This is a genomic window from Fredinandcohnia onubensis, from assembly GCF_002734215.1.
GTDB lineage: Bacteria > Bacillota > Bacilli > Bacillales > Bacillaceae_L > Ferdinandcohnia > Ferdinandcohnia onubensis.
In genome coordinates, this window is sequence record NZ_NSEB01000006.1 from 428559 (window position 1) to 451996 (window position 23438).

Annotated in this window: 23 protein-coding genes and 11 tRNA genes; 11 read left to right on the top strand and 23 right to left on the bottom strand. The window is 38.7% G+C overall.

Annotation, left to right across the window (positions count from 1 at the left end):
- The first annotated feature begins 78 nt into the window (after positions 1-78).
- Complete coding sequence (locus CKK03_RS08970; protein WP_099362247.1) at positions 79-339, top strand: DUF6154 family protein; 261 nt, start codon at positions 79-81, stop codon at positions 337-339.
- A 38-nt stretch (positions 340-377) separates the two neighbouring features.
- Here the strand turns inward: CKK03_RS08970 and ltaE are convergent, their stop codons facing one another.
- Together ltaE and CKK03_RS08980 are read right to left on the bottom strand one after the other, a co-directional pair.
- Complete coding sequence (gene ltaE / locus CKK03_RS08975) at positions 378-1394, bottom strand: low-specificity L-threonine aldolase (RefSeq protein WP_099362248.1); 1017 nt, start codon at positions 1392-1394, stop codon at positions 378-380.
- A 204-nt stretch (positions 1395-1598) separates the two neighbouring features.
- Positions 1599-2039, bottom strand: coding sequence for a Dps family protein (locus CKK03_RS08980; protein WP_099362249.1), 441 nt, complete (start codon positions 2037-2039; stop codon positions 1599-1601).
- Positions 2040-2202: 163 nt separating this feature from the next.
- Between CKK03_RS08980 and ytzI the strand changes: the two genes are divergently transcribed.
- Together ytzI and CKK03_RS08990 are read left to right on the top strand one after the other, a co-directional pair.
- Positions 2203-2367, top strand: a complete 165-nt coding sequence (gene ytzI, locus CKK03_RS08985) for a YtzI protein (RefSeq protein WP_099362250.1) — start codon at positions 2203-2205, stop codon at positions 2365-2367.
- Positions 2357-3820 carry an amidase family protein gene (locus CKK03_RS08990; RefSeq protein ID WP_099362251.1) on the top strand — a complete coding sequence of 488 codons (1464 nt, stop codon included), beginning with the start codon at positions 2357-2359 and terminating at the stop codon, positions 3818-3820. Before ytzI ends, CKK03_RS08990 begins: the two co-directional genes overlap by 11 nt.
- Before the next feature lie 30 nt (positions 3821-3850).
- Here the strand turns inward: CKK03_RS08990 and CKK03_RS08995 are convergent, their stop codons facing one another.
- A complete protein-coding gene (locus CKK03_RS08995) occupies positions 3851-4324 on the bottom strand; it encodes an S-ribosylhomocysteine lyase (protein ID WP_099351901.1) in 474 nt (157 codons plus the stop codon).
- Positions 4325-4507: 183 nt separating this feature from the next.
- On the opposite strand from CKK03_RS08995, the gene yidD reads away from it, so the two are divergent.
- Complete coding sequence (gene yidD, locus CKK03_RS09000) at positions 4508-4747, top strand: membrane protein insertion efficiency factor YidD (RefSeq protein ID WP_099362252.1); 240 nt, start codon at positions 4508-4510, stop codon at positions 4745-4747.
- Between the two features lie 16 nt (positions 4748-4763).
- Here yidD and CKK03_RS09005 read toward each other — a convergent pair whose 3' ends face one another.
- Complete coding sequence (locus CKK03_RS09005) at positions 4764-5525, bottom strand: FixH family protein (protein WP_180271200.1); 762 nt, start codon at positions 5523-5525, stop codon at positions 4764-4766.
- Positions 5526-5675: 150 nt separating this feature from the next.
- Positions 5676-6236, bottom strand: coding sequence for a beta-class carbonic anhydrase (locus tag CKK03_RS09010; protein ID WP_099362254.1), 561 nt, complete (start codon positions 6234-6236; stop codon positions 5676-5678).
- A gap of 222 nt (positions 6237-6458) precedes the next feature.
- On the opposite strand from CKK03_RS09010, the gene CKK03_RS09015 reads away from it, so the two are divergent.
- From CKK03_RS09015 to zupT, 3 genes are all read left to right on the top strand, one after another.
- Positions 6459-7394, top strand: coding sequence for a metal ABC transporter substrate-binding protein (locus tag CKK03_RS09015; RefSeq protein ID WP_099362255.1), 936 nt, complete (start codon positions 6459-6461; stop codon positions 7392-7394).
- A 97-nt stretch (positions 7395-7491) separates the two neighbouring features.
- Positions 7492-7650 (top strand): DUF1540 domain-containing protein, encoded by a 159-nt coding sequence (locus CKK03_RS09020; protein WP_099362256.1) that lies wholly within the window; start codon positions 7492-7494, stop codon positions 7648-7650.
- Between the two features lie 233 nt (positions 7651-7883).
- Positions 7884-8693 carry a zinc transporter ZupT gene (gene zupT / locus CKK03_RS09025; RefSeq protein WP_099362257.1) on the top strand — a complete coding sequence of 270 codons (810 nt, stop codon included), beginning with the start codon at positions 7884-7886 and terminating at the stop codon, positions 8691-8693.
- Between the two features lie 36 nt (positions 8694-8729).
- On the opposite strand, the gene menC is transcribed toward zupT, so the two are convergent.
- From menC to CKK03_RS09055, 6 genes are all read right to left on the bottom strand, one after another.
- The gene (gene menC, locus CKK03_RS09030; protein WP_142354014.1) at positions 8730-9836 is read right to left on the bottom strand and encodes an o-succinylbenzoate synthase; all 1107 of its coding nucleotides are present in this window, start codon (positions 9834-9836) and stop codon (positions 8730-8732) included.
- Positions 9832-11310: an o-succinylbenzoate--CoA ligase gene (locus CKK03_RS09035; protein WP_099362259.1), complete on the bottom strand. Its 1479-nt coding sequence runs from the start codon at positions 11308-11310 to the stop codon at positions 9832-9834. The genes menC and CKK03_RS09035 overlap by 5 nt, the downstream gene beginning before the upstream one ends.
- A 79-nt stretch (positions 11311-11389) precedes the next feature.
- Positions 11390-12211 (bottom strand): 1,4-dihydroxy-2-naphthoyl-CoA synthase, encoded by an 822-nt coding sequence (gene menB, locus CKK03_RS09040; RefSeq protein WP_099362260.1) that lies wholly within the window; start codon positions 12209-12211, stop codon positions 11390-11392.
- Between the two features lie 42 nt (positions 12212-12253).
- On the bottom strand, positions 12254-13072 hold the full coding sequence (gene menH, locus CKK03_RS09045) for a 2-succinyl-6-hydroxy-2,4-cyclohexadiene-1-carboxylate synthase (RefSeq protein WP_099362261.1): 819 nt from the start codon (positions 13070-13072) through the stop codon (positions 12254-12256).
- A gap of 2 nt (positions 13073-13074) precedes the next feature.
- Positions 13075-14823 carry a 2-succinyl-5-enolpyruvyl-6-hydroxy-3-cyclohexene-1-carboxylic-acid synthase gene (gene menD / locus CKK03_RS09050; RefSeq protein WP_099362262.1) on the bottom strand — a complete coding sequence of 583 codons (1749 nt, stop codon included), beginning with the start codon at positions 14821-14823 and terminating at the stop codon, positions 13075-13077.
- A complete protein-coding gene (locus CKK03_RS09055; RefSeq protein ID WP_342744902.1) occupies positions 14816-16207 on the bottom strand; it encodes an isochorismate synthase in 1392 nt (463 codons plus the stop codon). Before CKK03_RS09055 ends, menD begins: the two co-directional genes overlap by 8 nt.
- Before the next feature lie 370 nt (positions 16208-16577).
- Between CKK03_RS09055 and CKK03_RS09060 the strand changes: the two genes are divergently transcribed.
- Positions 16578-17513 carry a 1,4-dihydroxy-2-naphthoate polyprenyltransferase gene (locus CKK03_RS09060; RefSeq protein WP_099362264.1) on the top strand — a complete coding sequence of 312 codons (936 nt, stop codon included), beginning with the start codon at positions 16578-16580 and terminating at the stop codon, positions 17511-17513.
- Between the two features lie 137 nt (positions 17514-17650).
- On the top strand, positions 17651-18406 hold the full coding sequence (locus tag CKK03_RS09065; RefSeq protein ID WP_099362265.1) for a TraR/DksA C4-type zinc finger protein: 756 nt from the start codon (positions 17651-17653) through the stop codon (positions 18404-18406).
- 37 nt (positions 18407-18443) lie between these two features.
- Here CKK03_RS09065 and CKK03_RS09070 read toward each other — a convergent pair whose 3' ends face one another.
- Positions 18444-20855: a penicillin acylase family protein gene (locus tag CKK03_RS09070; RefSeq protein ID WP_099362266.1), complete on the bottom strand. Its 2412-nt coding sequence runs from the start codon at positions 20853-20855 to the stop codon at positions 18444-18446.
- 188 nt (positions 20856-21043) lie between these two features.
- Here CKK03_RS09070 and CKK03_RS09075 point away from each other — a divergent pair, with 188 nt between their 5' ends.
- On the top strand, positions 21044-21841 hold the full coding sequence (locus CKK03_RS09075; RefSeq protein ID WP_099362267.1) for a TIGR00266 family protein: 798 nt from the start codon (positions 21044-21046) through the stop codon (positions 21839-21841).
- A gap of 47 nt (positions 21842-21888) precedes the next feature.
- A complete protein-coding gene (locus CKK03_RS09080) occupies positions 21889-22065 on the top strand; it encodes a hypothetical protein (RefSeq protein ID WP_180271201.1) in 177 nt (58 codons plus the stop codon).
- Positions 22066-22169: 104 nt separating this feature from the next.
- On the opposite strand, the gene CKK03_RS09085 is transcribed toward CKK03_RS09080, so the two are convergent.
- The 11 genes from CKK03_RS09085 to CKK03_RS09135 all read right to left on the bottom strand — a co-directional run bounded on the left by CKK03_RS09085 (position 22170) and on the right by CKK03_RS09135 (position 23396).
- Positions 22170-22241: transfer RNA gene (locus tag CKK03_RS09085), tRNA-Glu, on the bottom strand.
- 28 nt (positions 22242-22269) lie between these two features.
- Positions 22270-22360: transfer RNA gene (locus CKK03_RS09090), tRNA-Ser, on the bottom strand.
- Positions 22361-22365: 5 nt separating this feature from the next.
- Positions 22366-22440, bottom strand: a tRNA-Asn gene (locus CKK03_RS09095).
- A 9-nt stretch (positions 22441-22449) separates the two neighbouring features.
- Positions 22450-22526 (bottom strand) — tRNA-Ile (locus CKK03_RS09100).
- Between the two features lie 11 nt (positions 22527-22537).
- Positions 22538-22611 (bottom strand) — tRNA-Gly (locus tag CKK03_RS09105).
- Between the two features lie 16 nt (positions 22612-22627).
- Positions 22628-22703: transfer RNA gene (locus CKK03_RS09110), tRNA-His, on the bottom strand.
- A 26-nt stretch (positions 22704-22729) separates the two neighbouring features.
- Positions 22730-22802: transfer RNA gene (locus CKK03_RS09115), tRNA-Phe, on the bottom strand.
- Positions 22803-22810: 8 nt separating this feature from the next.
- Positions 22811-22886, bottom strand: a tRNA-Asp gene (locus CKK03_RS09120).
- 59 nt (positions 22887-22945) lie between these two features.
- Positions 22946-23022: transfer RNA gene (locus CKK03_RS09125), tRNA-Met, on the bottom strand.
- 185 nt (positions 23023-23207) lie between these two features.
- A tRNA-Ser gene (locus CKK03_RS09130) sits at positions 23208-23300 on the bottom strand.
- Positions 23301-23319: 19 nt separating this feature from the next.
- A tRNA-Ile gene (locus tag CKK03_RS09135) sits at positions 23320-23396 on the bottom strand.
- Between the last annotated feature and the right edge of the window lie 42 nt (positions 23397-23438).

The following is a 23438-nucleotide window of genomic DNA, read 5'->3' on the forward strand; positions in this document are numbered from 1 at the left end:
AGTATCTTTTAAGACATTCCCCCATATACTAATTTCCAAGTAAACATGTGAAATAAGCAGGCAAAGGGGAAAACACTTATGAAAATAATTGATGAAATTTATGAATTGTATAGAGATAAATTAACAGGTGATGAAGAAGATGCGGACATCATTGCTTTTTCCGTGCTTGAACAATTTGAACGTGAAGATCTGATAGATCTTTTGAGAGATTTAACGGATCAAGAATTACGAAATTTAGTTGGTTTCTACATGATTGAAAACCTTAAAGCAAAAATGGCCCGTGATGGAATTGGTCAATCAAAAATGATGACGAATAATGAGTTAAGGGATATACATTAAAAAGGATTGTCGCTCTGACAATCCTTCCTAAATCAGTATTATAGTTTACTTACGATCCTTAATGCGTCCTCAATTGACTCTTGCTTAACATCATAATGAGTGACAAATCGGACAAGTTTAGGTCCAAATGTTGAAACCAATACACCATGTTCTTTTAATATTGCGGCAAATTGACTAGAGGTTAAGCCTCTTTCACTCACATCTACTAAAATGATATTGGTATCAATTTGATTTACAACTTTTATCCCCTTGGTATTTCCGAGTCCTTCTGCAAGAAGTTTTGCATGTTCATGATCGATTGCAAGACGGTCAACCATCGTGCGCAGTGCAACAAGGCCTGGGGCTGCAATTATCCCAACCTGTCTTAAACCTCCACCAAGACGCTTTCTCCATTTCCTTGCTTGCTTAATAAACTCCTCGCTTCCAGCGATGATAGAACCTACCGGAGCACCTAATCCTTTTGATAAACAAAATTGAACAGTATCCGTAAATTGCGCAATGTCCTTTACAGGTCGTCCTAATGCTACCGCTGCATTGAATAGACGTGCGCCATCCAAATGAACAGGTATGTGATTTGCAGACGCAACATGATGAATCGCTGCCATATTTTCAAGTGGGATGACGGCACCACCCGCTCGATTATGTGTATTTTCAATACAAATTAAGCCGGTTTCAGGGTTATGGACATCATCCTCTTGAATCGCAAACTCCACTTCTCTAGGATCCATTGCGCCTCTATTTCCTTTAATTGTTCGTGGCTGTACTCCTGCAAACGCTGAAATCGCAGCACCTTCATAATTAAAAATATGAGAATCCTGTTCAACGATGATTTCATTCCCTTTTTGTGTATGAGTTAACACAGCAATTTGATTGCCTTGAGTTCCACTCGTCACAAATAATGCTGCTTCTTTCCCGAGCATATTAGCTGCTGTTTGCTCTAACTCTATTACAGTTGGATCTTCTTGATAGACATCATCTCCAACCTCAGCTTCATAGGCTGCTTTTCTCATTTCGGCAGTTGGTTTTGTTACTGTATCGCTTCGTAAATCAATCATATCTATTCTCCTCCCCATACTCAATCAAATACGCCTGGCGTATTTGCGCCCAGATTTTTTCGAGTAAGCTCGAAAAACTTCCGCTGAAAATCTGTGGCATCCGCCGGAGGCTATTACTTTATTTAGCTGGGGCTGAACCCCAGTTGAATAAAGTAATAATAAAACAAAACCCTTCTTTCGACAAGAAAGAAGGGCAAACTATTTTTATTTTCCTAAGAAGGATTGGAGCATCCAAATATGTTTTTCTAGTGCTTGGTGAATTGAAAGGAGCATATCCCCTGTAGTTTCATCATCCACATCACCAGCTACCTTCATACCTTCCTTTAATTCTCCCGTTAATATGGAAAAATCATTTGAAATAGTAGCTACCATATCATCGGCATTTTCATTTCCGCTTGCTTCCTGAATCGAAGACAACTCAAGAATCTCTTTCATCGTAGCAACAGGTTGTCCACCAATTGCCAGTAATCGCTCCGCCAACTCATCAATATGAACTGCAGACTCATTATACAATTCCTCAAATTTTTCATGAAGGGTGAAGAAATTAGAACCTTTCACATACCAATGATAATTATGTAGCTTAATGTAAAGCACACTCCAGTTTGCAACTTGCTTATTTACCATTTCGACTAATTGTGTTGACATTCATATCTCCTCCTTATTGTTAACATACCCCCTTTATAACACAGTGAAACATTAATTTTTTGCATTTGTTTCTTGACAAATTTCATACTTTTTCAATTTAATTGGAATATCAATATCTTCTATCATTTTCATGTTAAAATAAAGGAAAAAAGAGGAGGCTACTATGTTTATCGTATTAATTTTTTCAATCATTATTGTTTTTGTTGTCCTATTTTTAGCTGTTAGTACGACATCCAAAGCGTATAAGTACAAACATACAGTAGATGATTTAGATGATAATCCACATTTAAACCAACCTGAAGATAAGGAGAATTCTGATGGAAAATAAACTTCTTCAAGAACTTTCAAATAATTGGTTAATTGAGGCAACTATTGATTCCATCCAAGAAAAATATGAAAAAGAAGAATTAACAGCCAAACAATTGGTACTCATGTATTTACATAGAATTGCAAACTATGATTCATCACTACGTTCCATCATAGAGATTAATCCAGATGCATTGCAAATTGCAATGGCTCTAGATGCGGAGCGAAAAGAAATTGGACCACGTGGCTCGCTTCACGGAATTCCAGTTTTACTGAAAGATAATTTAGATACGAACGATAAGATGCACACATCTGCTGGCTCACTCGCTTTAGCTGACTCGCGTGCCTCTGAAGATTCATATGTTGCGTATCTTTTAAGAGAAGCCGGTGCCATTATTTTAGGCAAAACAAATATGACTGAATGGGCAAATTTTATGACAGAAGGAATGCCTAGTGGATATAGCTCACGAGGAGGGCAAACTTTAAATCCATATCGACCCGGTAAATTTGATGTCGGGGGCTCAAGCGCTGGTTCTGGCTCAGCCATTGCCGCAAATTTTGCAGTTGTTGCAGTTGGTACAGAAACGTCAGGCTCAATTCTAAGTCCTGCAAGTCAAAACTCACTTGTCGGCATCAAGCCAACCGTTGGATTAGTCAGCCGTGCAGGAATCATTCCCATTGCTCATACACAAGATACTGCAGGACCAATGGCACGTACAGTAAAGGATGCTGCTTACCTATTAACAGCAATGGCAGAAGTAGATGAGCGTGACCCAATCACTTACACAGGCAGAACATTATCCTCTACCGATTTCACACATTTTTTAGATGTTGACGGATTACAAGGTGCACGAATTGGTATTGCAAGAGAAGTTTATTTTGACTACCTAAGTAAAGAAAAACGAGAAGTTATGGATAAGGCCGTAAAGAAGCTTGAGGAGCTTGGGGCAACTGTTATTGAAGATGTAAAAATACCTTCTTCAAAAAACAAGTGGAGCTATGATGTGTTAACCTATGAATTTAAGGTTGACCTAAATGCTTATTTACGAAACCTAGACTCTTCCGTAAAAGTTCGAAATTTATCTGACTTGATTGCATTCAACAAGGATAATAAAGAAAAGATGTTAAAATACGGCCAGATTATTTTGGAAGAGGCAGAAATAACGAGTGGGACGCTGACAGAAAAAGAATATCTTGAAGCACTAGAAAATGATCATTATCATTCAACGGAAAATGGTATTGATTTTGTTTTAAACGAGCATCAATTAGATGCCATTGTGTTCCCAAACAATATTGGAGCAAGTATACCGGCTAAAGCTGGTTATCCATCAATAACGGTACCAGCGGGATATACATCTGAAGGAGAGCCAGTTGGAATCACCTTCACAGGAACCGCCTATTCGGAAGCCACATTGATAAAATTGGCATATGCATACGAACAAGGAACCAGATGTCGGATTCCACCGAAACTATAAAACCTCAGCCCTAGTGGCTGAGGTCCTTTTTTATCCAAAAACCTTATGAAGGTCTTCCTTTGATTGTGTTAGCCAGAAACGCATGAGGCGCTTTGCTCCTTCTAAGTCATGAAGCTTCGCTTGACCACATTGAGTTTCATTCGCTGCAGGGATTTCTGTTATTTCTAAGGCACTTTGCATTGTAGCTTCTAATAGGTCAATTATTTCAGAAACTGTTGGTTCTCCACTCACAACTAAATAATAACCTGTTTGACATCCCATAGGTGAGATATCAATAATATCAAAGTGATCATATTTCTCACAATGCTCTCGAAGGTTAAAAGCTAATAAATGTTCAAGTGTATGAATAACATCTGGCTTCATCGCCTGTTTGTTTGGCTGACAAAAACGAATATCAAACTTATTTACAACTCCATCTGTACCTACCTTGTGTACACCACAATGTCTTACATACGGAGCTTTAACTGCACAATGATCTAGTTCAAAGCTTTCTACTGATGGCATTCTCTTCACTCCCTAAAATGTCTTTATATTTATCATAACGCTAATTCCGATTTTTTTCATCAATTTAATTTGAATTGGAAAAAATTCGATGAGGTGACTTTTTGGATAACCTTTTAAGATGCTTTTATTTACTTCCTATAGTATAGTATAAGTACGTAAACCAAGTAAGGGAAGTAGAAAAAATTGCTTCAAGCTTTATTTATAGGTGTTATTCGTTTCTATCGAAGATTTATATCCCCATTAAAACCGCCAACTTGTCGCTTTTACCCGACTTGCTCCCAATATGGACTTGAAGCCATTAAACGCTTTGGTGCATTTAAGGGTGGTTGGCTGACCATTAAACGTTTATTAAAATGTCATCCCCTCCATCCAGGCGGGATTGACTTTGTACCCGAAAAAAAGGAAGGTAAGCATGAACATTAATGCTACCTTCCTTTTTTTATTTTACGATGGTTTTCTTTTCAAGATGTTCGTGGATTTCTCCTTTTTCGATGTGAACTTGAATATTATAATTCCCAGTTTCAGCGAATGTAAAGTCTGATTGATAGACACCATTTTCAGTTTCACTTGCATCTATAAACTCATGCTTCTCGGCGCCTTCTTTCCAAACCTCAAACCGAACGATTGCATCTGTCAAAGGTGCTCCAGACTCTTCAAAAGATACATGTAAAGTGGATGATTTTCCTACAGGATATTCAGTCTCTAGAGGGAAGTCGATTGAAACGTCTCCACTTCCATGGTGATGTTCACTACCATGGTGATCGCCATCTTCTGTTTCATCCGCTAGCTCTTCTGTTGTGCTCGGGTTTCCAATTACTACTTCAACCTTTGGCATGGTGTGCATGCTTCTCGCCGTTACATGTGCTGTCACAAAATAAGTCCCGTCCTGTTCAAACGTTTTAACAGCCGTATATTCACCATCAGAAGTATGCTTCCCATCCAGAAATTCGCTTTCTTCACTGCCTTTTTGTGCAATTTCAAATTGGACTTCATCCGCATCTTCAACTGCTCCTTCCCCTTGAGTTACAATCGCGTGTAAGGTTACTTCTTCACCTGGATTTATTTTTTCAGGATCAAGCTTTACATCAACTGCAATTGGGATTAATTCTGTAGTATTCGTATTTTTCTTTTCTGTCTCATTATTACATGCCGCAAGCATGATGATTGCAGCCATAAAGAGAAAAAGGCCAATTTTTTTCATTTCTTTCACCTCAACTACATGGTACAACATATGACCATTTATTCCTGTGTCTTTTTTATGACATTCATTCCTCTTACCCATAATAACCAAAAGTAACTTCTCTTTAACCTCTACCTATTAAAAAAAGAGGTCAAATGACCTCTTTCCACACTATTTATACCCGTTAACCACTACATCGAGTTTTCCTGTTTCAGGATTAATCACGAGACCGTGAACAGGAACTTCCTCTGGAAGGAGTGGATGGTTTTCGACCATTTCAACACTGTGTCGAACACTATCTTCTACACTGCTAAAACCTTTAAACCATTTATCAAGATCAATTCCAGAGTACTTTAATGTATCAATTCTAGCTTGAGTAACGCCTCTGTCTTTTATTTTTTGTAAAATCGCATCTGAGTTTAGTGCACTCATACCGCAATCGTGGTGACCAACAATACAAACCTCGTCCGCATTTAAATCATACACGGCAACTAATATACTTCTCATTACACTTCCAAATGGATGTGAAACAACCGCACCTGCAACCTTTAAAATTTTCACATCGCCGTTTTTCATGTTCATTGCTTTTGGAAGCAGCTCAATGAGTCTTGTATCCATACAAGTTACAATAACCATTCTTTTATTTGGAAGCTTTGTCGTTTGGTATTTTTCGTATTCTTTCGTTTCAACAAACTCTTTGTTATATTCTAGGATATTATTCAGTAGTGACATACCTTTCACCCTTCTCTCTTTATTTCATTATATTTTATCAAAAACTAATCCTTTTAGATAATATTTTTATTATTATTCACAAGTTCTTGTATCTACCAGAGATACTAATAAAGATATCGTTCCTCTTAAAAAAGTTTTTTGTTCTCAAATCGGAATAATTACGATATAATATGAAAGGATTTCAAACAGGCACCATTTTGGTACTTGAGAGGAGAAAGAGTTATGAAAAAAATAAGTGGATATATCGCGCTCCTACTAGTAATCGGCATACTTTCAGCTTGTGGAGCAGATCAAAATAAATCATCAGATAAAGAAGGAACGCTCACGATTTATACAACCGTATTTCCTTTAACAGACTTTACAAAAAGAATAGGTGGCGAAGACGTCATTGTTAATAGTGTATACCCACCGGGTGCTGATGCTCACACATTTGAACCCACTCCTAGGGACATGACAGAAATCGCAAGTGCTGATGCTTTTATTTTCACTGGGATCGGTGTTGAGGCTTTTGTATCTTCAGCAAAAAAAACACTAGAAAAGGAAGAGGTTGCACTAATTGAAGCAGGATCTGGAATAGAATTCATGAATATGGAAGACGATACTCACCACCACGATGAAGAAGATCATCAGCATGGTGATATTGATCCACATATATGGTTAGATCCAGTCTACTCCATACAGATTGCTGAAAATATTAAAAATGCCTTAACAGAGTTAAATCCTTCTAGTAAAGATGTATATGAAAAAAATTTCAATGTATTAAAAGAGCAATTAGAAGAATTGAACACAGAATTTATGGAAGTAGCCAATTCTGCAAAACGCAAAGAAATTCTAGTTGCGCATTCGGCATACGGATATTGGGAAGCTCGCTATGGAATAAAGCAAATAAGTATTACTGGCTTTTCCCCTTCCAATGAACCATCTCAAAAAGAGCTAAAAAATATTATTGAATCTGTGAAAGAACAAAATCTTGAATATATTCTATTCGAACAAAATATATCATCAAAAATTGCTGAAACGGTTCAAAAAGAAACAGGTACAAAAAGCTTAACCCTTCATAATTTGGAGGCCTTAACACAACAAGAAATCGATGAAAACAAAGATTATTTTAGCTTAATGACACAAAATCTAAATACATTAAAAAAGGCGCTAAATTAACTACCACCCTTGGGATATGTTGCTTGTTATCCGTGCTTCTTCACTTGGAGAAAATAAAGGATGCTAGACCACATTCCTTAGAAAGAGGTGTAGTAAAATGGCACAAGACGTATTATGTGAAGTTAAAAACTGTCACTATTGGGCAAATGGTAATAAATGTAGTGCTGATGCAATTTATGTTGTGAGTCACTCAGGGAAAACAGCATCAGAACAAACTGAAACGGATTGTAAAACTTTCGTACCAAGCGATTTATAGAAATGTGACGAAGACAGCTGATTTTCTCAGCTGTCTTTTTATATTTATTAATAGCTGAAACAAAATTCCTCAAACTTGCATAATCCTTATAACATGTCGAATTTTTTGAAATAAAATAATTGACAAAATAAAAAAATAAACATATGATACTTTTAAAAGTTGCACTAAGGAAACATTTATTCATTAAAACAAAAAACATAATAGAAAATAAATGCTTGAGAGGAGAATAAGCGATGTATGAAAATCTTTTACTCGCTTTTGGTTTAACTTTATTCGCTGGCCTCGCAACCGGTATAGGGAGTTTAATAGCTCTCTTTACGTCCAGAACGAATACCAAATTTCTATCTTGGACACTCGGTTTCTCAGCAGGTGTCATGATTTATGTATCCATGGTTGAAATCTTTGTTAAAGCAAAAGATGCGCTAACGTCTGAACTTGGGAATGAACTGGGGAATTGGATGACAGTTGCTGGATTCTTTGGGGGAATGCTTTTAATTGCTTTAATTGATAAGTTTGTCCCTGAGAGTAGCAACCCACATGAGGTTAAAAAAGTGGAGGACATGAATCTGTCATCTTCCAAATTAGAAGACGCTCAATTATTAAAAATGGGAACATTTACCGCTCTCGCTATTGGGATTCACAATTTCCCTGAGGGAATTGCCACCTTTACTTCAGCTCTTCAAGACCCTGGCCTGGGTATTGCTATAGCAGTAGCCGTAGCGATTCACAATATACCTGAAGGCATCGCGGTCGCTGTTCCGGTCTATTTTGCAACAGGAGATAAAAAAAGAGCCTTTAAGCTCTCGTTTCTTTCCGGTTTAGCTGAACCTGTCGGGGCCATTGTTGCTTTCTTGATTTTAATGCCATTTTTAAACGATATCATGTTTGGGATGATCTTCGCTGCGGTAGCAGGGATTATGGTGTTTATTTCTCTCGATGAATTACTCCCTGCTTCTAAACGTTATGATAGTGGACATTTATCCATTTATGGATTAATTGCAGGTATGGCTGTTATGGCGTTAAGTCTATTACTATTTATCTAACCTTTATTCAGCTGGGCCAATCCAAGCTGAATAAAGTTAACATTTCATTACCTTTTTCTGTTTCGTAATATGCTGAATCCATTCGCGATCTACCTTATATCCAATTCCTGGTTCATCTGGAACGGCAATTTGGCCGTTTTCTACAGTAACTTCCGGAATAATGACATCTCTTGACCAATATCTTGAGGACGCAGAAATATCTCCAGGAATTGTGAAGTTTGGTAGGCTAGCTAAAGCAATATTATGGGCTCTTGAAATGCCGGTTTCAAGCATTCCCCCACACCAGACGGGGATTTGATGGGACCTACAAATATCATGAATACGAATTGATTCAGTGATACCACCCACTCGCCCAATTTTGATATTCATTACTCGACAGCTCCCCATCTCAATTGCCTTACGGGCATCTTCTGCCGATGTTATACTTTCATCCAAACATATGGGTGTTGAAAGCATTTGTTGCAGCTTTGCATGATCAAAAATATCATCCTCCGCTAGTGGTTGTTCAATCATCAACAACTTAAACTCATCTAATGCTTTAAGTTTGTCAGTATCCGTTATGGTATAAGCCGAATTCGCATCAACCATTAGCGGTAGGCTTGGAAATTCTCGTCTAATTTCTTTTAGAAGCTCATAATCTTGTCCAGGCTTAATTTTTATTTTGACTCGTTTATAACCTGTGTTTACATGCTCCTGGATTTTACGTAATACTTCCTCCATTGAATTAATACTTACGACTACGCCTGAATCAATAAAATCTCTCGTCCCGCCAATCACTTTAGAAAGGGAAATTCCTTGTTTTTTTGAATATAAGTCCCATATAGCCATGTCGATGCTAGCTTTCGCCATATTATTTCGTTTTACAAATTGAAAACGTTCTTGTAGTTGCTGAGGATGCTCAACCTCTTCTTTTAAAATTTGCGGGACTAGATAATCGACAAGTATATGCCAGCAAGTTTTAATCGTCTCTTCTGTATACCAAGGTGATGAAAAGGCAACGACTTCTCCCCAACCAATGACACCTTCTACATCCTCCATTTCAACAAGAATACTCTCTCTTGTATCTACCTTTCCCATACTTGTTACAAACGGTGAGAGCAAACTTTGTTCTATGAGATGGAGGGTAACCTTTTTCACCTTAATCATTTTTCTCATCCTTTATCAAATCAACTAATTTTCGTCTCATAAGTTTATTAGATGCATTTCGTGGGAGGGCGTCCACAAAATGGATTGATTTTGGAACTTTATAACGTGCAAGTAGTTCATGGCAATAAGCAATGATTTCATCTTCACGTAGATTACTTCTTTCTTCTATTATTACGAAGGCAGCTGGCACTTGTCCCCATTTTTCATCATCCACACCTGTAACACCCGCTTCCAAAATGTTTGGATGTGACAATAGAACCGCTTCAAGTTCAGCAGGATAAATATTTTCTCCCCCTGAAATAATTAAATCTGACCGGCGATCTAACACGAATAGAAACCCTTCCTCATCTATGTAACCAATGTCACCGGTATATAGCCAGCCATCAACTATTGAGGTCATCGTAGCATCGATTCGATTCAAGTAGCCTTTCGTCACGTTTGGTGCCTTTACAACGATTTCCCCTATTTCATTTGGACGTGTAGGTGTACCATCTTTATCAATTTTGATTTGCACGGGAAAAAGTGGTTTACCTGCTGAACCTAACTTTGAAATACTATACTCAGGTGCTAGCGTAACAACCTGTGATGCTGTTTCAGTCATACCATATGTCTGGAAAACAGGAATATTATGGGCAATACAATCCTCTAATAAAGGTTTTGGTGCAGGGCCTCCTCCAAGAAGCATACATCTAAACTGTTCAGGGTAGCTCTCATCCCCTAATTCTCTAATCATCCGCGTTAGCATGACACTCACTGCTGACATGATCGTAACACCTTGATTCATAATGGCATCATTTGCTTTTTTCGGGTCGAATTTTTCGTGAATCACCGCTGGTATTCCATAAATGACACTTCGATACAAAATCGATAACCCACTAATATGAAACATCGGAACAGTTAGTAACCAGCAGTCATCCTGGTGTAGCCCTAAATTTAAACTTGAGCCAATCGCACTCCACCAATGGTTTCCATATGTATGAATAACACCCTTTGGTTTTCCAGTCGTTCCTGATGTGTACATAATCGTATCCGCCTGTTCTAAAGAGAAATACTCTTGAATCTCACAGCCTTTCTCAGGAAGATCATGAAGTTCATTCAATGGTATGTATTTAATATTTAGATGGGCTACTTTCTCAAGAAAAGGTTGTTCCGTTAGCAGCATTTTTGTGCCAGCATCACTCAATTGAAATTCTAGCTCACTACTTGTTAGTTTTATATTCAATAGGACTGTAACTGCCCCAATATACTTCAGTGCATGAATCACCTCAACCATCTCAACACTGTTCTTCAGGAGCACAGCCACAACGTCATCCTTTTGTATCCCTGCAAAAGTGAGCTGGTTAGCTCTTTTTAATACATTTTTATGTAAAGTTATAAATGATATCTCTTCATTTTCAGTTTTTATCGCAATTCGATTTGGCGTTAAAAACGAACGCTGTTTTAGCCAATTTGGTATTTCTGTTGAATTCATCTTTTTCAAATCCTCTTATGTTTGTAATAAAAATGCAAAAACAGCTTGATGAGGTCTTCATCAAGCTGAGAACTGAACATTAAGGGAAACGAGGGAATTGCTTAAAGTCTGGCATGCGCTTTTCTTTAAATGCGTCACGGCCTTCCTTCGCTTCATCTGTTGTGTAGTATAGAAGAGTAGCATCGCCAGCCATTTGTTGTAGACCTGCTAAGCCATCTGTATCAGCATTCATTGCTGCTTTTAAGAAGCGGAGAGCTGTTGGACTCTTTTCAAGAATTTCTTCACACCACTTAATTGTTTCTTCTTCAAGCTGCTCTAATGGAACAACTGTGTTCACAAGACCCATGTCTAATGCCTCTTGCGCATTATATTGACGGCAAAGGAACCAGATTTCACGAGCCTTTTTATGACCAATGATGCGAGCAAGATATCCAGAACCATAACCTGCATCAAAGCTTCCAACCTTCGGACCAGTTTGTCCAAAAATAGCGTTATCCGCAGCAATCGTTAAGTCACATACAACATGTAACACATGTCCTCCACCAATTGCATAACCTGATACCATCGCGATAACTGGCTTTGGAATTACACGGATTAAACGTTGTAAATCAAGAACATTTAATCGTGGGATTTGGTCGTCTCCAACATATCCACCATGTCCTCGAACCTTCTGATCTCCACCAGAACAGAATGCTTCATCTCCTGCACCAGCAAGAACAATAACACCAATATTTGAATCATCTCTTGCATAAGCAAAGGCATCAATCATTTCTGCCACTGTTTTTGGCGTAAACGCATTTCTAACATGTGGTCGGTTAATGGTGATCTTTGCAATACCATTGTATGTTTCATATAAAATTTCATCATACTTACGTTCTGCAACCCATTCAACTGCAGCCATTAGCTTGTCCTCCTTTATGTATAGGTTTGTATGTAATTTTGATCATTGAGAAAAATGATCAGAAACAAACTCATTTATTATTTTACCAAAAAAATGTGGTTGTTCCACATGAATTGCATGTCCAACCTCTACTATTTTCTCCACTTTTGCATTTTGAATGCTTAAACTCATCTCTTCTGCAATCCTGCAAAACTTTTGGTCAAGCTCTCCACAAAGCAATAAAGTCGGTAGGTTAAGCTCATTTAGTCTATCCCAGTATGAGGGTTGTGAACCAGTCCCCATCCCCTTAAGACTATTAGCTAAACCGACTGGATTATTTTTAAGACGTTGTTTGCGTATTTCTTGTTGACTTTCTTTCGTTAGTGCCTGTTGTGAAGAGAATAACGGGATCTTCTCCCAAAAGTCAATAAAACCTTGAATTCCCTCTTGCTCAATTCGATTTGCCAGTTGCTCATCTGATCCTCTACGAGCAGCTCTCTCTTCTTCCGTTCTTAATCCTGGAGAACTACTCTCTAGTACGAGACTAGTTACTCTAGTTGAATAATGAATAGAAATGGCCAAAGCTAGTCTTCCTCCCATGGAGTAACCAACTATATGAGTTTTTGGGATAGCTAATGCATCAAGAATATGAATGATATCTTTAGCAACAGTTTCTATATGATATCTTGAAAAATCATCAGGACTATCTGTCTCTCCATGTCCGATTATATCAATAAAAACACATTGATATCTGTTATGAAGTGGCTCAGTAGATCTGTTCCAAGTTGCTATACTACCTGTAAAACCATGAAGGAACACAATCGGTTCGCCTTCACCCATCACTTGCACATGATAAGTAACCCCGTTTGTTGATATAAACATAGTTATTGTTCCTTTTTAAGCAGGTCTTTTATTTCCTGGGAAACATTATTCCACATTTTTCGATGAATCATGACATTTTCTTGACGGTCCGTTTTTACTTCAACAACATGAAGGCCTTTACCATTTAATGAAGCGGATATGGCTTTTCGGAATTCCGCCCAATTCTCAACACTAGTAAACTTCCCGCCATACATTTTTACGGCATGTTCATAATCAAGCCCGATTGGCGTACCAAACAGTGTTTCAAAGTGCTTTTCTTCCTGTGATTGTGGTAAGAAAGAAAATATACCGCCACCGTCATTATTAATTAACACGATCGTACTATTTAAATGATGATGCTTTGCGGCTAATAAACCATTTAAATCATGGTAGAAAGAAAGATCACCTATCACTAGAATCGTATGCTCATTTTGCGAACTAATGCCCATTGCCGTTGAAACAAGTCCATCAATTCCATTGGCTCCTCGATTTCCTAAAGCATGAATTGACTTTTCATTATTCGTAAAGAATGTGTCAAGGTCTCGAATCGGCATACTGTTTCCGACAAATAAAGTAGAACCATTTGGCAGGATTTCTTGAAGTTCAGTAAAAACCTTCCCCTCAAATAAGGTTTCCTCTTGATGTACCACGTTGATATTTTCTTTCACGATCTCATTTATGTTTATCCAAGAACTTATCCACCCATTATCACTACGTTTCTGTATTCGTTTCGTAATCGCCTGGCAGAATTCTATTTCGTCACAGTACACCATATCGGTTGCGGATAAAGTAGGATCTCTCCATCCACCGTCCCCATCTACAACGATTTGTGGTGTGTTTTTTTGTTTTTGAATATATTGCAAAAGTGACTTAGAGACAGGCATTGCTCCAAAACGAATGATAATATCTGGCGAAAAAGCTTCTCGGAACTCTTCGTTTCGTAAAAAAGCATCATACCCATCTAGTATGTATGATTTAGGATGTGTACCACTTCTCAGTTGGGATAGTGGGTCAGCAAGTATTGGAAATTGAAGAGTTTCTGCTAAATTAGCTACAGCATGTCCAAACTCAGAATGGTCATGTGATCCACATACAATAATTCCTTTTAGCTTTTCACTGACTACATCACTTATCAACTGTGCTTGTTCCTCGCCCATTGTCGGTTTACCAACAACAACGTTAACATTTTTCTTAGCCATTTTGCTTGTACCCCATAGATGCTCAAGATCGAGGTTTGGTACGAGCGGCTCACGAAAAGGGAAGTTCAGATGAACTGGTCCTGCGGGAGCTGATTGTGCAGTACCCGCTGCTCTTCCTGCCATTGTTCTGACATAAGCCAACATTTGCTCAGAATTTTCAGGTAGTGCCATTTCTACAAACCATTTCGCATGATTCCCATATAGCTGATTCTGATCAATGGCTTGCGGTGCACCAATATCGCGCAATTCATGTGGTCGGTCCGCTGTCAACACAATAAGCGGGACTCTTGAATAATAAGCCTCCACAATAGCCGGAAAATAATTCGCTGCTGCAGTCCCAGACGTACAAAGGATCGCTACAGGCTTTTTGGTAGCTTTAGCTACCCCAAGCGCGTAAAAAGCGGATGACCGTTCATCTATATTGATTGTCACATTCATATCAGGATGTTCAGCCATTAATATTGCCATCGGGGTGGAGCGGGAGCCAGGGCTCACAATGGCCTCTGTGACACCCACTTGGACTAATTCATCAACAAATGATGCTACATACCGAGTTAATGCTTCATTATTCATTGTCTAAGCCTCCTAATGCGGATAGCATCGGTCTAAACTTAATCATTGTTTCTGTATATTCGCTTTCTGGTTCAGAATCTCCTACAATTCCACATCCAGCAAATAAGGATGCATTGTTGCTATTTATTAACCCAGAACGAATGGCAACGGCAAATTCTCCATTATCTTTGGTATCCAACCAACCAACTGGGCTTCCGTACCAGCCACGGTCAAGAACCTCAAGCTCACGAATAATTTCATATGCTTTTTGTTTAGGTTGTCCTCCAAGGGCTGGAGTTGGATGTAATCGATCTACAACAGTAAGCAATGACACATTTTCTTTTGCTACCCCTCTTACAGGTGTGTATAAATGTTGGATATCTCGCATTTTTAAGATATCAGGTTGTGTTGGTGAAGAGATGCGTACACAAGATTCTTTCATCGCATTTTTTATCATTTGTACAACAACATCATGTTCGTATAGATTTTTCCGGTCACTAAGTAATTCATTAGCTAATTGTTCGTCTTCAGAAGGTGTTTTGCCACGTCGTATCGAACCTGCTAAGCAAGTCGTTAAAAATTCTCCACCTTTTTTCTTAATAAGACGCTCAGGTGAAGCCCCGATAAAACATGAATCTCCGTATTCAATTGCAAATAAGTAACTCATTGGTTGCTCTTCTTTTAGACGTGCTAAAATGGCGTCACTTTCAATTGGCTTATCGAAATGCAGTTTAATTTCTCTTGCTAATACGACCTTTTCAACCTCACCGGCCTGTACCTTTTTTGTTGCATTTCGAACAGATTCCATCCATTCCTTTGGTTGGACTTCTTCTTTTGTAAAGGAAGTGCTTATTGGATCTTTTTGATTTCTCTTAAACAGTCCTTCTAATTGTTCTATATCAGATTCAGCAAAAGTTGTTCTTGAAGGCTCACAAATTATATTTGTAGTTAAATAAGTGCTTCCTTTATAGACAGAAAGCATAATCGTAGGCAAGACAAATTTCGCATCATCAAAATGATCCCACAGCTCAGTTCTCTTTTTTAACGGATCGAATGAAAAACCTCCCATTAAGATTGGACCTGTAGAATATGGTGCAAAGTCTTCCACTATAATCGCATTGTGAACGAGTTTTTTCCACTCTTCTTCTATTGCAACAAAACGTTCTGTAGACTCGTTATCGCTAACTGTATAAGCTTCTCCAAGTCCAACAATTATCGTATCATTTGTTGGATTGGACCAGAAACATCGCGTTTTAAACGTTTCTTTTTTCCCAGCAGAAAAGAACAATAGGGGGTCTATGTTCTCAATCTCTCTAACCTGACTTACAAGTATCGGCTTTGAAAGCTCCTTTGAACGGAACATTCCTTTCTCTATGTAATCCTTCAATCCTTTTTGTTGTATCATGACCAACTTATATCCCCCCGAAGTGTATCCCATAATAAATTTTACTTTAGAAATAGTATATGATTATAGTATATCATTAACATATATTTACCTTTAGTATTATAATCCCGATAATTTTTGATTAATGAATCAAATGCTACGATATACCTGATAATGAATAGTTGTCAACAAACTTGATTCTACCATACCTACTCGCACTATGACCACTTACTTCCTTATTATTACGTTTTGAGAGTTATGTTAGTCTGGGGATTAAATCATGGGAAGAATGTTTATGTCTTTTTTGTTACATTAAACCATTGACAGTACTTGTCCAATTCACTAAACTGAACTTTGGATATACATGATATGACGTGAGAGGAGAAGTCTAATGCATACAGAACTTCAGTCAAATCAGAAGCTATCTAAAAAGCCTTCAAATGGGTTTCAAGTATGGTGGAGACTTATGCGTCCACATACACTCACTGCATCTTTTGTTCCAGTTATACTTGGAACAGTACTTGCACTTCCAGATACATCTATAAACATGGCATTATTCTTAACAATGTTACTTGCTTGTCTTCTCATTCAAGCAGCAACTAATATGATTAATGAGTATTTTGATTATAAACGCGGTCTTGATACCGCTGAATCAGTCGGTATTGGTGGGACAATTGTTAGAGATGGAGTAAAGCCAAAAGTGATTTTGAACTTGGCATTTGCCTTTATGGGAATTGCCACACTTTTAGGTGTTTATATTAGTATGAATAGTAGCTGGTGGTTAGCAATAGTGGGGACTATATGTATGTCTGTTGGTTATTTATATACAGGTGGCCCATTCCCAATTTCATCAACACCTTTTGGAGAGCTTGCAGCTGGTTTCTTTATGGGTATGATCATTATTTTAATATCGTTTTTCATCCAAACGGGTACTGTTACTTCAACAAGTATATTAATTTCAATTCCAATAATGATCCTTGTTGGTGCCATTAATATGTCAAACAATATTCGTGATTTGGATGGCGACAAAAAGAACGGACGTCGCACCTTACCGATTTTATTAGGAAGAAAAAATGCGATTAAGTTCTTAGCGGTTTTGTTTATTATTTCATATGTCTGGATTATTGCTTTGTCATTTATGGGAATAGCGTCTTGGTGGAGCCTACTTGTATTGGTGAGTGTTCCAAAAGCCGTTCAAGCAATAATTGGTTTTATTGGTAAATCAGAACCAATCCAAATGATGCCAGCAATGAAAGCAACTGCCCAAACAAATACATTTTTTGGTTTCTTATTATCTATCGGAATCTTTATCGGTTACTTCTTTTAAAAACATGATTTTTACGATCGTGTTTTTTCTTTTGTCTTCTTTCATACAAGCACTTTTTTACATTTATGATTTTCGTGTTTATGTAAATAATACATAACAAGATTCGTTACGAAATCATTATGGAAGGAGTGCTTTTCATGTTATCAAATGAGCAATTATCAACCTTCCGTTCACAGTTGATAAACGCAAAAAAAGAGGTTGAAGAACAATTAACGGATAGCGATCATTTTGATTTAGAACGCGGTCATTTCCACGGGTCAATGGGGGAACTCTCTTCTTATGATAACCATCCAGGGGATGAGGGAACTGCGCTTTATGAACGCGAAAAGGACATTGCACTTAATGAGCATATTGAAAAAGAGTTAAAAGACATTGACTACGCCTTACAAGCAATTGCTGAAGGAAGATATGGGAAATGTGAAAAATGCGGTAAGGAAATACCTGTTGACCGGTTGGAAGCAATTCCTACCACAACATATTGCGTTGAGCATACCCCGACCCAAGTCGTATCTCATAATCGACCTATTGAGGAAGGGGTTTTAATGCCACCATTTGGAAAGTTTGTTGATGAGGAAGATAATGTATCCTTTGATGCAGAAGATTCATGGCAAGATGTTGCAAAGTATGGAACATCTGAAACTCCTTCAGACCTTGCTGACCCAGTTGATAGTTATAATGAAGTATTCCTCGAATCAGATGAAAATGTAGGCTATGTAGAGGATTACGAAAACTTCGTCGCAACAGACATCGAAGGGAAAGAAATTATCATCTATCCAAACAACCAGCATGAACGATACGAGGAAGTGTTAGATGAAGAAGGAATCATGACCATGTTCGGCGATCTTCCTCCATATGAAAAAGAACCTTACACACAAGATGAAGCACAGGATTAAATTCAAAGCAGTGGAAATCTCTTCCACTGCTTTCTTGTTACTTTATTGGTTGTAAAAGAAGTGTATAACTATTTTTCATATAGCTCTCTTTTTCAGTATGAGTAATGTGATATTTCCCTGTTGTCCAATTAGAAATTTGATCATGATAGAATTGACTTAATACATGACCAGATTGCCCTGGGCCTACCACATTATAGCTTTGATTCATGTTTGATAAATCAATTACTGAACGCCATGCAGCTCCGTGTGTGATCGCGCCTGATTTTTTATTAAAACTTGCAGCAGCTACCGATATTCCACTACCACCCATAGGAACAAATTCATTTTGATTAAAAAGATAGTTTAACGGTGAAATTGCAGACAACGGATGATTAAAAGGAACCCTATGAAATTCTCCCCATTGCCATTTACCTGAATTCTTCCCTTGTTGTTTAACAGCAAAATCAACAGCTCGCTTGAATGACTTTAGAGTTACCTGCTCTAAGCCACCAGCTTCACGCAACCATACACCTTCATCCCCATTTGTTGCATTTCGAATCATTTGGTCTACAATTTGGGCTTTACCTTCAAACAAGTTATCGATTTCATTTGGAATGGATTCCTCAAACAATACATTCGCGAATTCCTCCATCCATTTATGAAAGACTAGAGGCTCCCCATCTTCTATTCGGTCCACAAAGTCCCATCCTTCAAACTGCTTTAAGACTTCTTTATCGATTTCTCTTAGCTTGTCTTTTTTGCTTGTTAATACATCAAGAAAAATCGGTACAAATTCCTTCGCCTGCAAATTATGTTGGTCAAACTGCAGTTGAAGCATATCGTCAACCGAAAACTTTTTCTTACTCGTTAAAACATCCAGTATACGTTGCTGACGATATGGCTGTGCCCAAGTATTCGTAATATGGTATGGATAATCATCTGTTACAATTTTATTATTTGCCGTAGAAATAAACCCTTCCTCCGGGTTCACAATTGTTGGGAGTTCATCCCATGGAATAAATCCCTCCCACTCATATTCATTCGTCCAACCTGGTACAGCTACCGAACTGTCTCCCTTTTTTCGAATAGGAATTAGCCCATTTGCTCGATAAGCAATGGTTCCATCCGAAGCTGCAAAAACAAAATTTTGAGCCGGGGTATGGAAATATGTAAGAGCTTCTTTAAATTCATCCCAATTTTTCGCCTTGTTAAACATCAACACCGCTTCAAGCTCGGTCGATGGGTCGAGAGCTGTCCATCTTAACGCTAAAGCTGTCTCCTCCCTATGGTCATGGGTGAATTCGGAAATAATCGGACCATGCCTTGTTACCTGAACCTGATAAGGAATTGTTTTTCCATCCTTCACCTTTATTGGTTCTTCAATGATCGTCGCATCCTCCCAGTCCCCCATATACTCGAACTGATTTGGATTTTCTGGATTTCTTTTTTCAATATATAAATCCTGAACATCAGGACCTACATTGGTAACCCCCCAGGCAATATGTTCATTACGTCCTAATATAATTCCTGGAACACCTGCAAAAATGACACCACTTACGTTTACCTCGTCATTTTGTAAATGCGTTTCATACCAAATCGACGGAGTTGCCAATGCTAAATGAGGATCATCCGCCAGAATCGGCATACCTGAATCAGACTTCGCCCCACTAACAACCCAGTTATTACTCCCGTTAAACTCATTTGGAAAAGGTGCTTGTGCAATACTTTTGGAAATATCAACAGGATTTTCTTTCATCGCTTGAAGAACGGTTGCCCCGTCTTTAGGATATGTAGGGAATAATTCAAATAGTTTTTCTTCTGATACATGTTGTGCCATGTAATATCGAAAGGCTTGACCTTTATAATGGCCTCCTAAATCATAAGCCATATACTTCCCGATCGTGAGCGAGTCTATAGGACTCCACTCAGTTGGTTCATATCCAGCAAGAGTAAACTCTACGGGTAATGTATTTTTCTCCTTTGCTTCCCTAATAAAAGCATTTACACCATCCGCATAAGATTGTAAGACATCCTTCGCTTCTGTTGAGTATCCATCGTACGAGATTTTAGCTGCTCTACGTAACCCAAGAGCTCTAAAATATTTATCCTGCTCAATAAGGGAGCTACCAATGACCTCACTGAGCTCTCCTGAGGCCTGTCTACGGCTTAAATCCATCTGAAATAACCTGTCCTGGGCTGTTACATATCCTTGTGCAAAATACAGATCATGAGTGTTTTTTGCACTTATATGTGGAACCCCATTTTGATCACGGATCACTTCAACCTCATCAGTAATACCAGCAACACTAATTTTACCTTCAATTTCTGGTAAGCTTTTTCTCAGAAATAAATAGCCTGCCATAAAACTTGCGACAAGAAAGAGGATGATTATTATTCCTGATACTAAAATAACCCTCCATCTTTTCTTTCTAGGCCAAATACGTCTTTTTACAGCAACTACCGAACTCATAAAATCCCCCTTAGACTAATTATTTCAAGAAAATTCTAAATATATTATAATATCCCATTTTCATTTTGTCATTGAAATCTCCAATAGACTGACATTATTTTCATACTTAGTGCAAAGTTTAAAGGAAGATACTAACCAAATGACGAATTATTTCTATATATCATTTTTAAAGTGAAAGGAAGAATACAATGAACGCTCATGAGATTGAATACAAACTATATGGAGATGACATGCAATTTGTTGAAATCGAGTTAGATCCGAGTGAAAGTGTTATTGCAGAAGCAGGAGCAATGATGATGATGGAAGATGGAATCTCAATGGAAACCATCTTCGGTGATGGATCAGAATCTGGAGGTGGAGGTCTTTTAGGTAAACTGTTTGGTGCAGGTAAAAGAGTCCTAACTGGTGAAAGTCTTTTTATGACAGTATTTACAAATAACCATATGGGAAAAAAACATGTTTCCTTTGCAGCACCATACCCTGGTAAAATCATTCCGGTTGATTTAAGCATGCTTGGTGGAAAGGTAATTTGCCAAAAAGATTCGTTTCTATGTGCAGCAAAAGGAGTATCAGTCGGAATAGACTTTCAACGCAAATTAGGTACTGGTTTCTTCGGTGGAGAAGGCTTCATCATGCAAAAGTTGGAAGGAGATGGATTAGCCTTTCTACACGCAGGTGGAACCATCCATAAAAAAGAACTCCAACCAGGTGAAACCCTTCGAATCGACACAGGCTGCTTAGTTGGGATGACGAAGGAAGTCGATTACAATATCGAATATGTAGGAAAAATAAAAACAGCTTTCTTTGGTGGTGAAGGGTTATTCTACGCAACTGTACGTGGCCCTGGAACGGTTTGGGTACAGTCATTGCCATTTAGCCGTATGGCAGACCGTATTTTTGCGAGCGCACCTAGAAATGGGGGAAGCACAGGTGAAGGAAGTATACTAGGAGGAATCGGAAATTTATTAAACGGTGATAACAGATAGAATAATTATAGACAGAACTGGGAGGATAATAAATGGAGGTGTGGAAGATGAAACGTAAAGACGACGACGTTAATAGAAAACCCGATGCTCCACTATTTGATGCCCCAGATGATAAAATTCTAGCATTTGACATGTTCCGCGGAATATCACCCGGACTCTTTTCAGATGTAGATTTAGACAACCCCGCAAAGAAAATAGAAGATGATATTATTTCTCAAGATTAAGCACCTGGCAACAGGTGTTTTTCTTTTTGCTAACCATAAAGTAGCAAGAAGCTAGAAATCTACTAAAAATAAAAAACGCCATGAGAAATTCTCATAACGCTTGATGACCCGTACGGGATTCGAACCCGTGTTACCGCCGTGAAAGGGCGGTGTCTTAACCGCTTGACCAACGGGCCAGAAAATAAGTATTTATATGATTCGACATGGCGGAGAAGGAGGGATTTGAACCCTCGCGCCGCTTACGCGACCTACACCCTTAGCAGGGGCGCCTCTTCAGCCACTTGAGTACTTCCCCAAAAATGGCTCCGCAGGTAGGACTCGAACCTACGACCGATCGGTTAACAGCCGATAGCTCTACCACTGAGCTACTGCGGAATAATTATATGGTGGGCCTAAATGGACTCGAACCATCGACCTCACGCTTATCAGGCGTGCGCTCTAACCAGCTGAGCTATAGGCCCATTGTATAAATTGGAGCGGGTGATGAGAATCGAACTCACGACATCAGCTTGGAAGGCTGAGGTTTTACCATTAAACTACACCCGCATTTGTATTTTTTATATGGGGCGGCTGATGGGAATCGAACCCACGAATGTCGGAACCACAATCCGATGCGTTAACCACTTCGCCACAACCGCCATTAAATTTTATAAAATAAATAAGGTGGCTCAGGACGGAATCGAACCGCCGACACAAGGATTTTCAGTCCTTTGCTCTACCGACTGAGCTACTGAGCCACAATATATGGCGGTCCCGACCGGGATCGAACCGGCGATCTCCTGCGTGACAGGCAGGCATGTTAACCGCTACACCACGGGACCATTTTTTTAACAACAAAATTATTTTACAATAACTTCTTTTGTTTGTCAATATATTTTTTTGGTTGCGGGGGCAGGATTTGAACCTACGACCTTCGGGTTATGAGCCCGACGAGCTACCAGACTGCTCCACCCCGCGATAATAGAAATATAAAGTTTTTTTGTCATGCGCTATTATTAGCAACTGACTGTCCCTTCCTCTGCAAGCTTATTCTAGAAGCTAAGTCCGTCGGGACAACTCGCAGTATTTCGATGATGCAACGCTCGTTGCTCCACCCCGCGATAATAAAATAGTTAATTCAAGCCATACCATTTTAAATAATATGGCGGAGGAAGAGGGATTCGAACCCCCGCGGGCTTTAACACCCCTGTCGGTTTTCAAGACCGATCCCTTCAGCCGGACTTGGGTATTCCTCCACATATAAGAAGTTGTAAATGGTGGACCTTGTAGGACTCGAACCTACGACCGGACGGTTATGAGCCGTCTGCTCTAACCAGCTGAGCTAAAGGTCCTAGAATTTTTAAATGGTAGCGGCGGAGGGGATCGAACCCCCG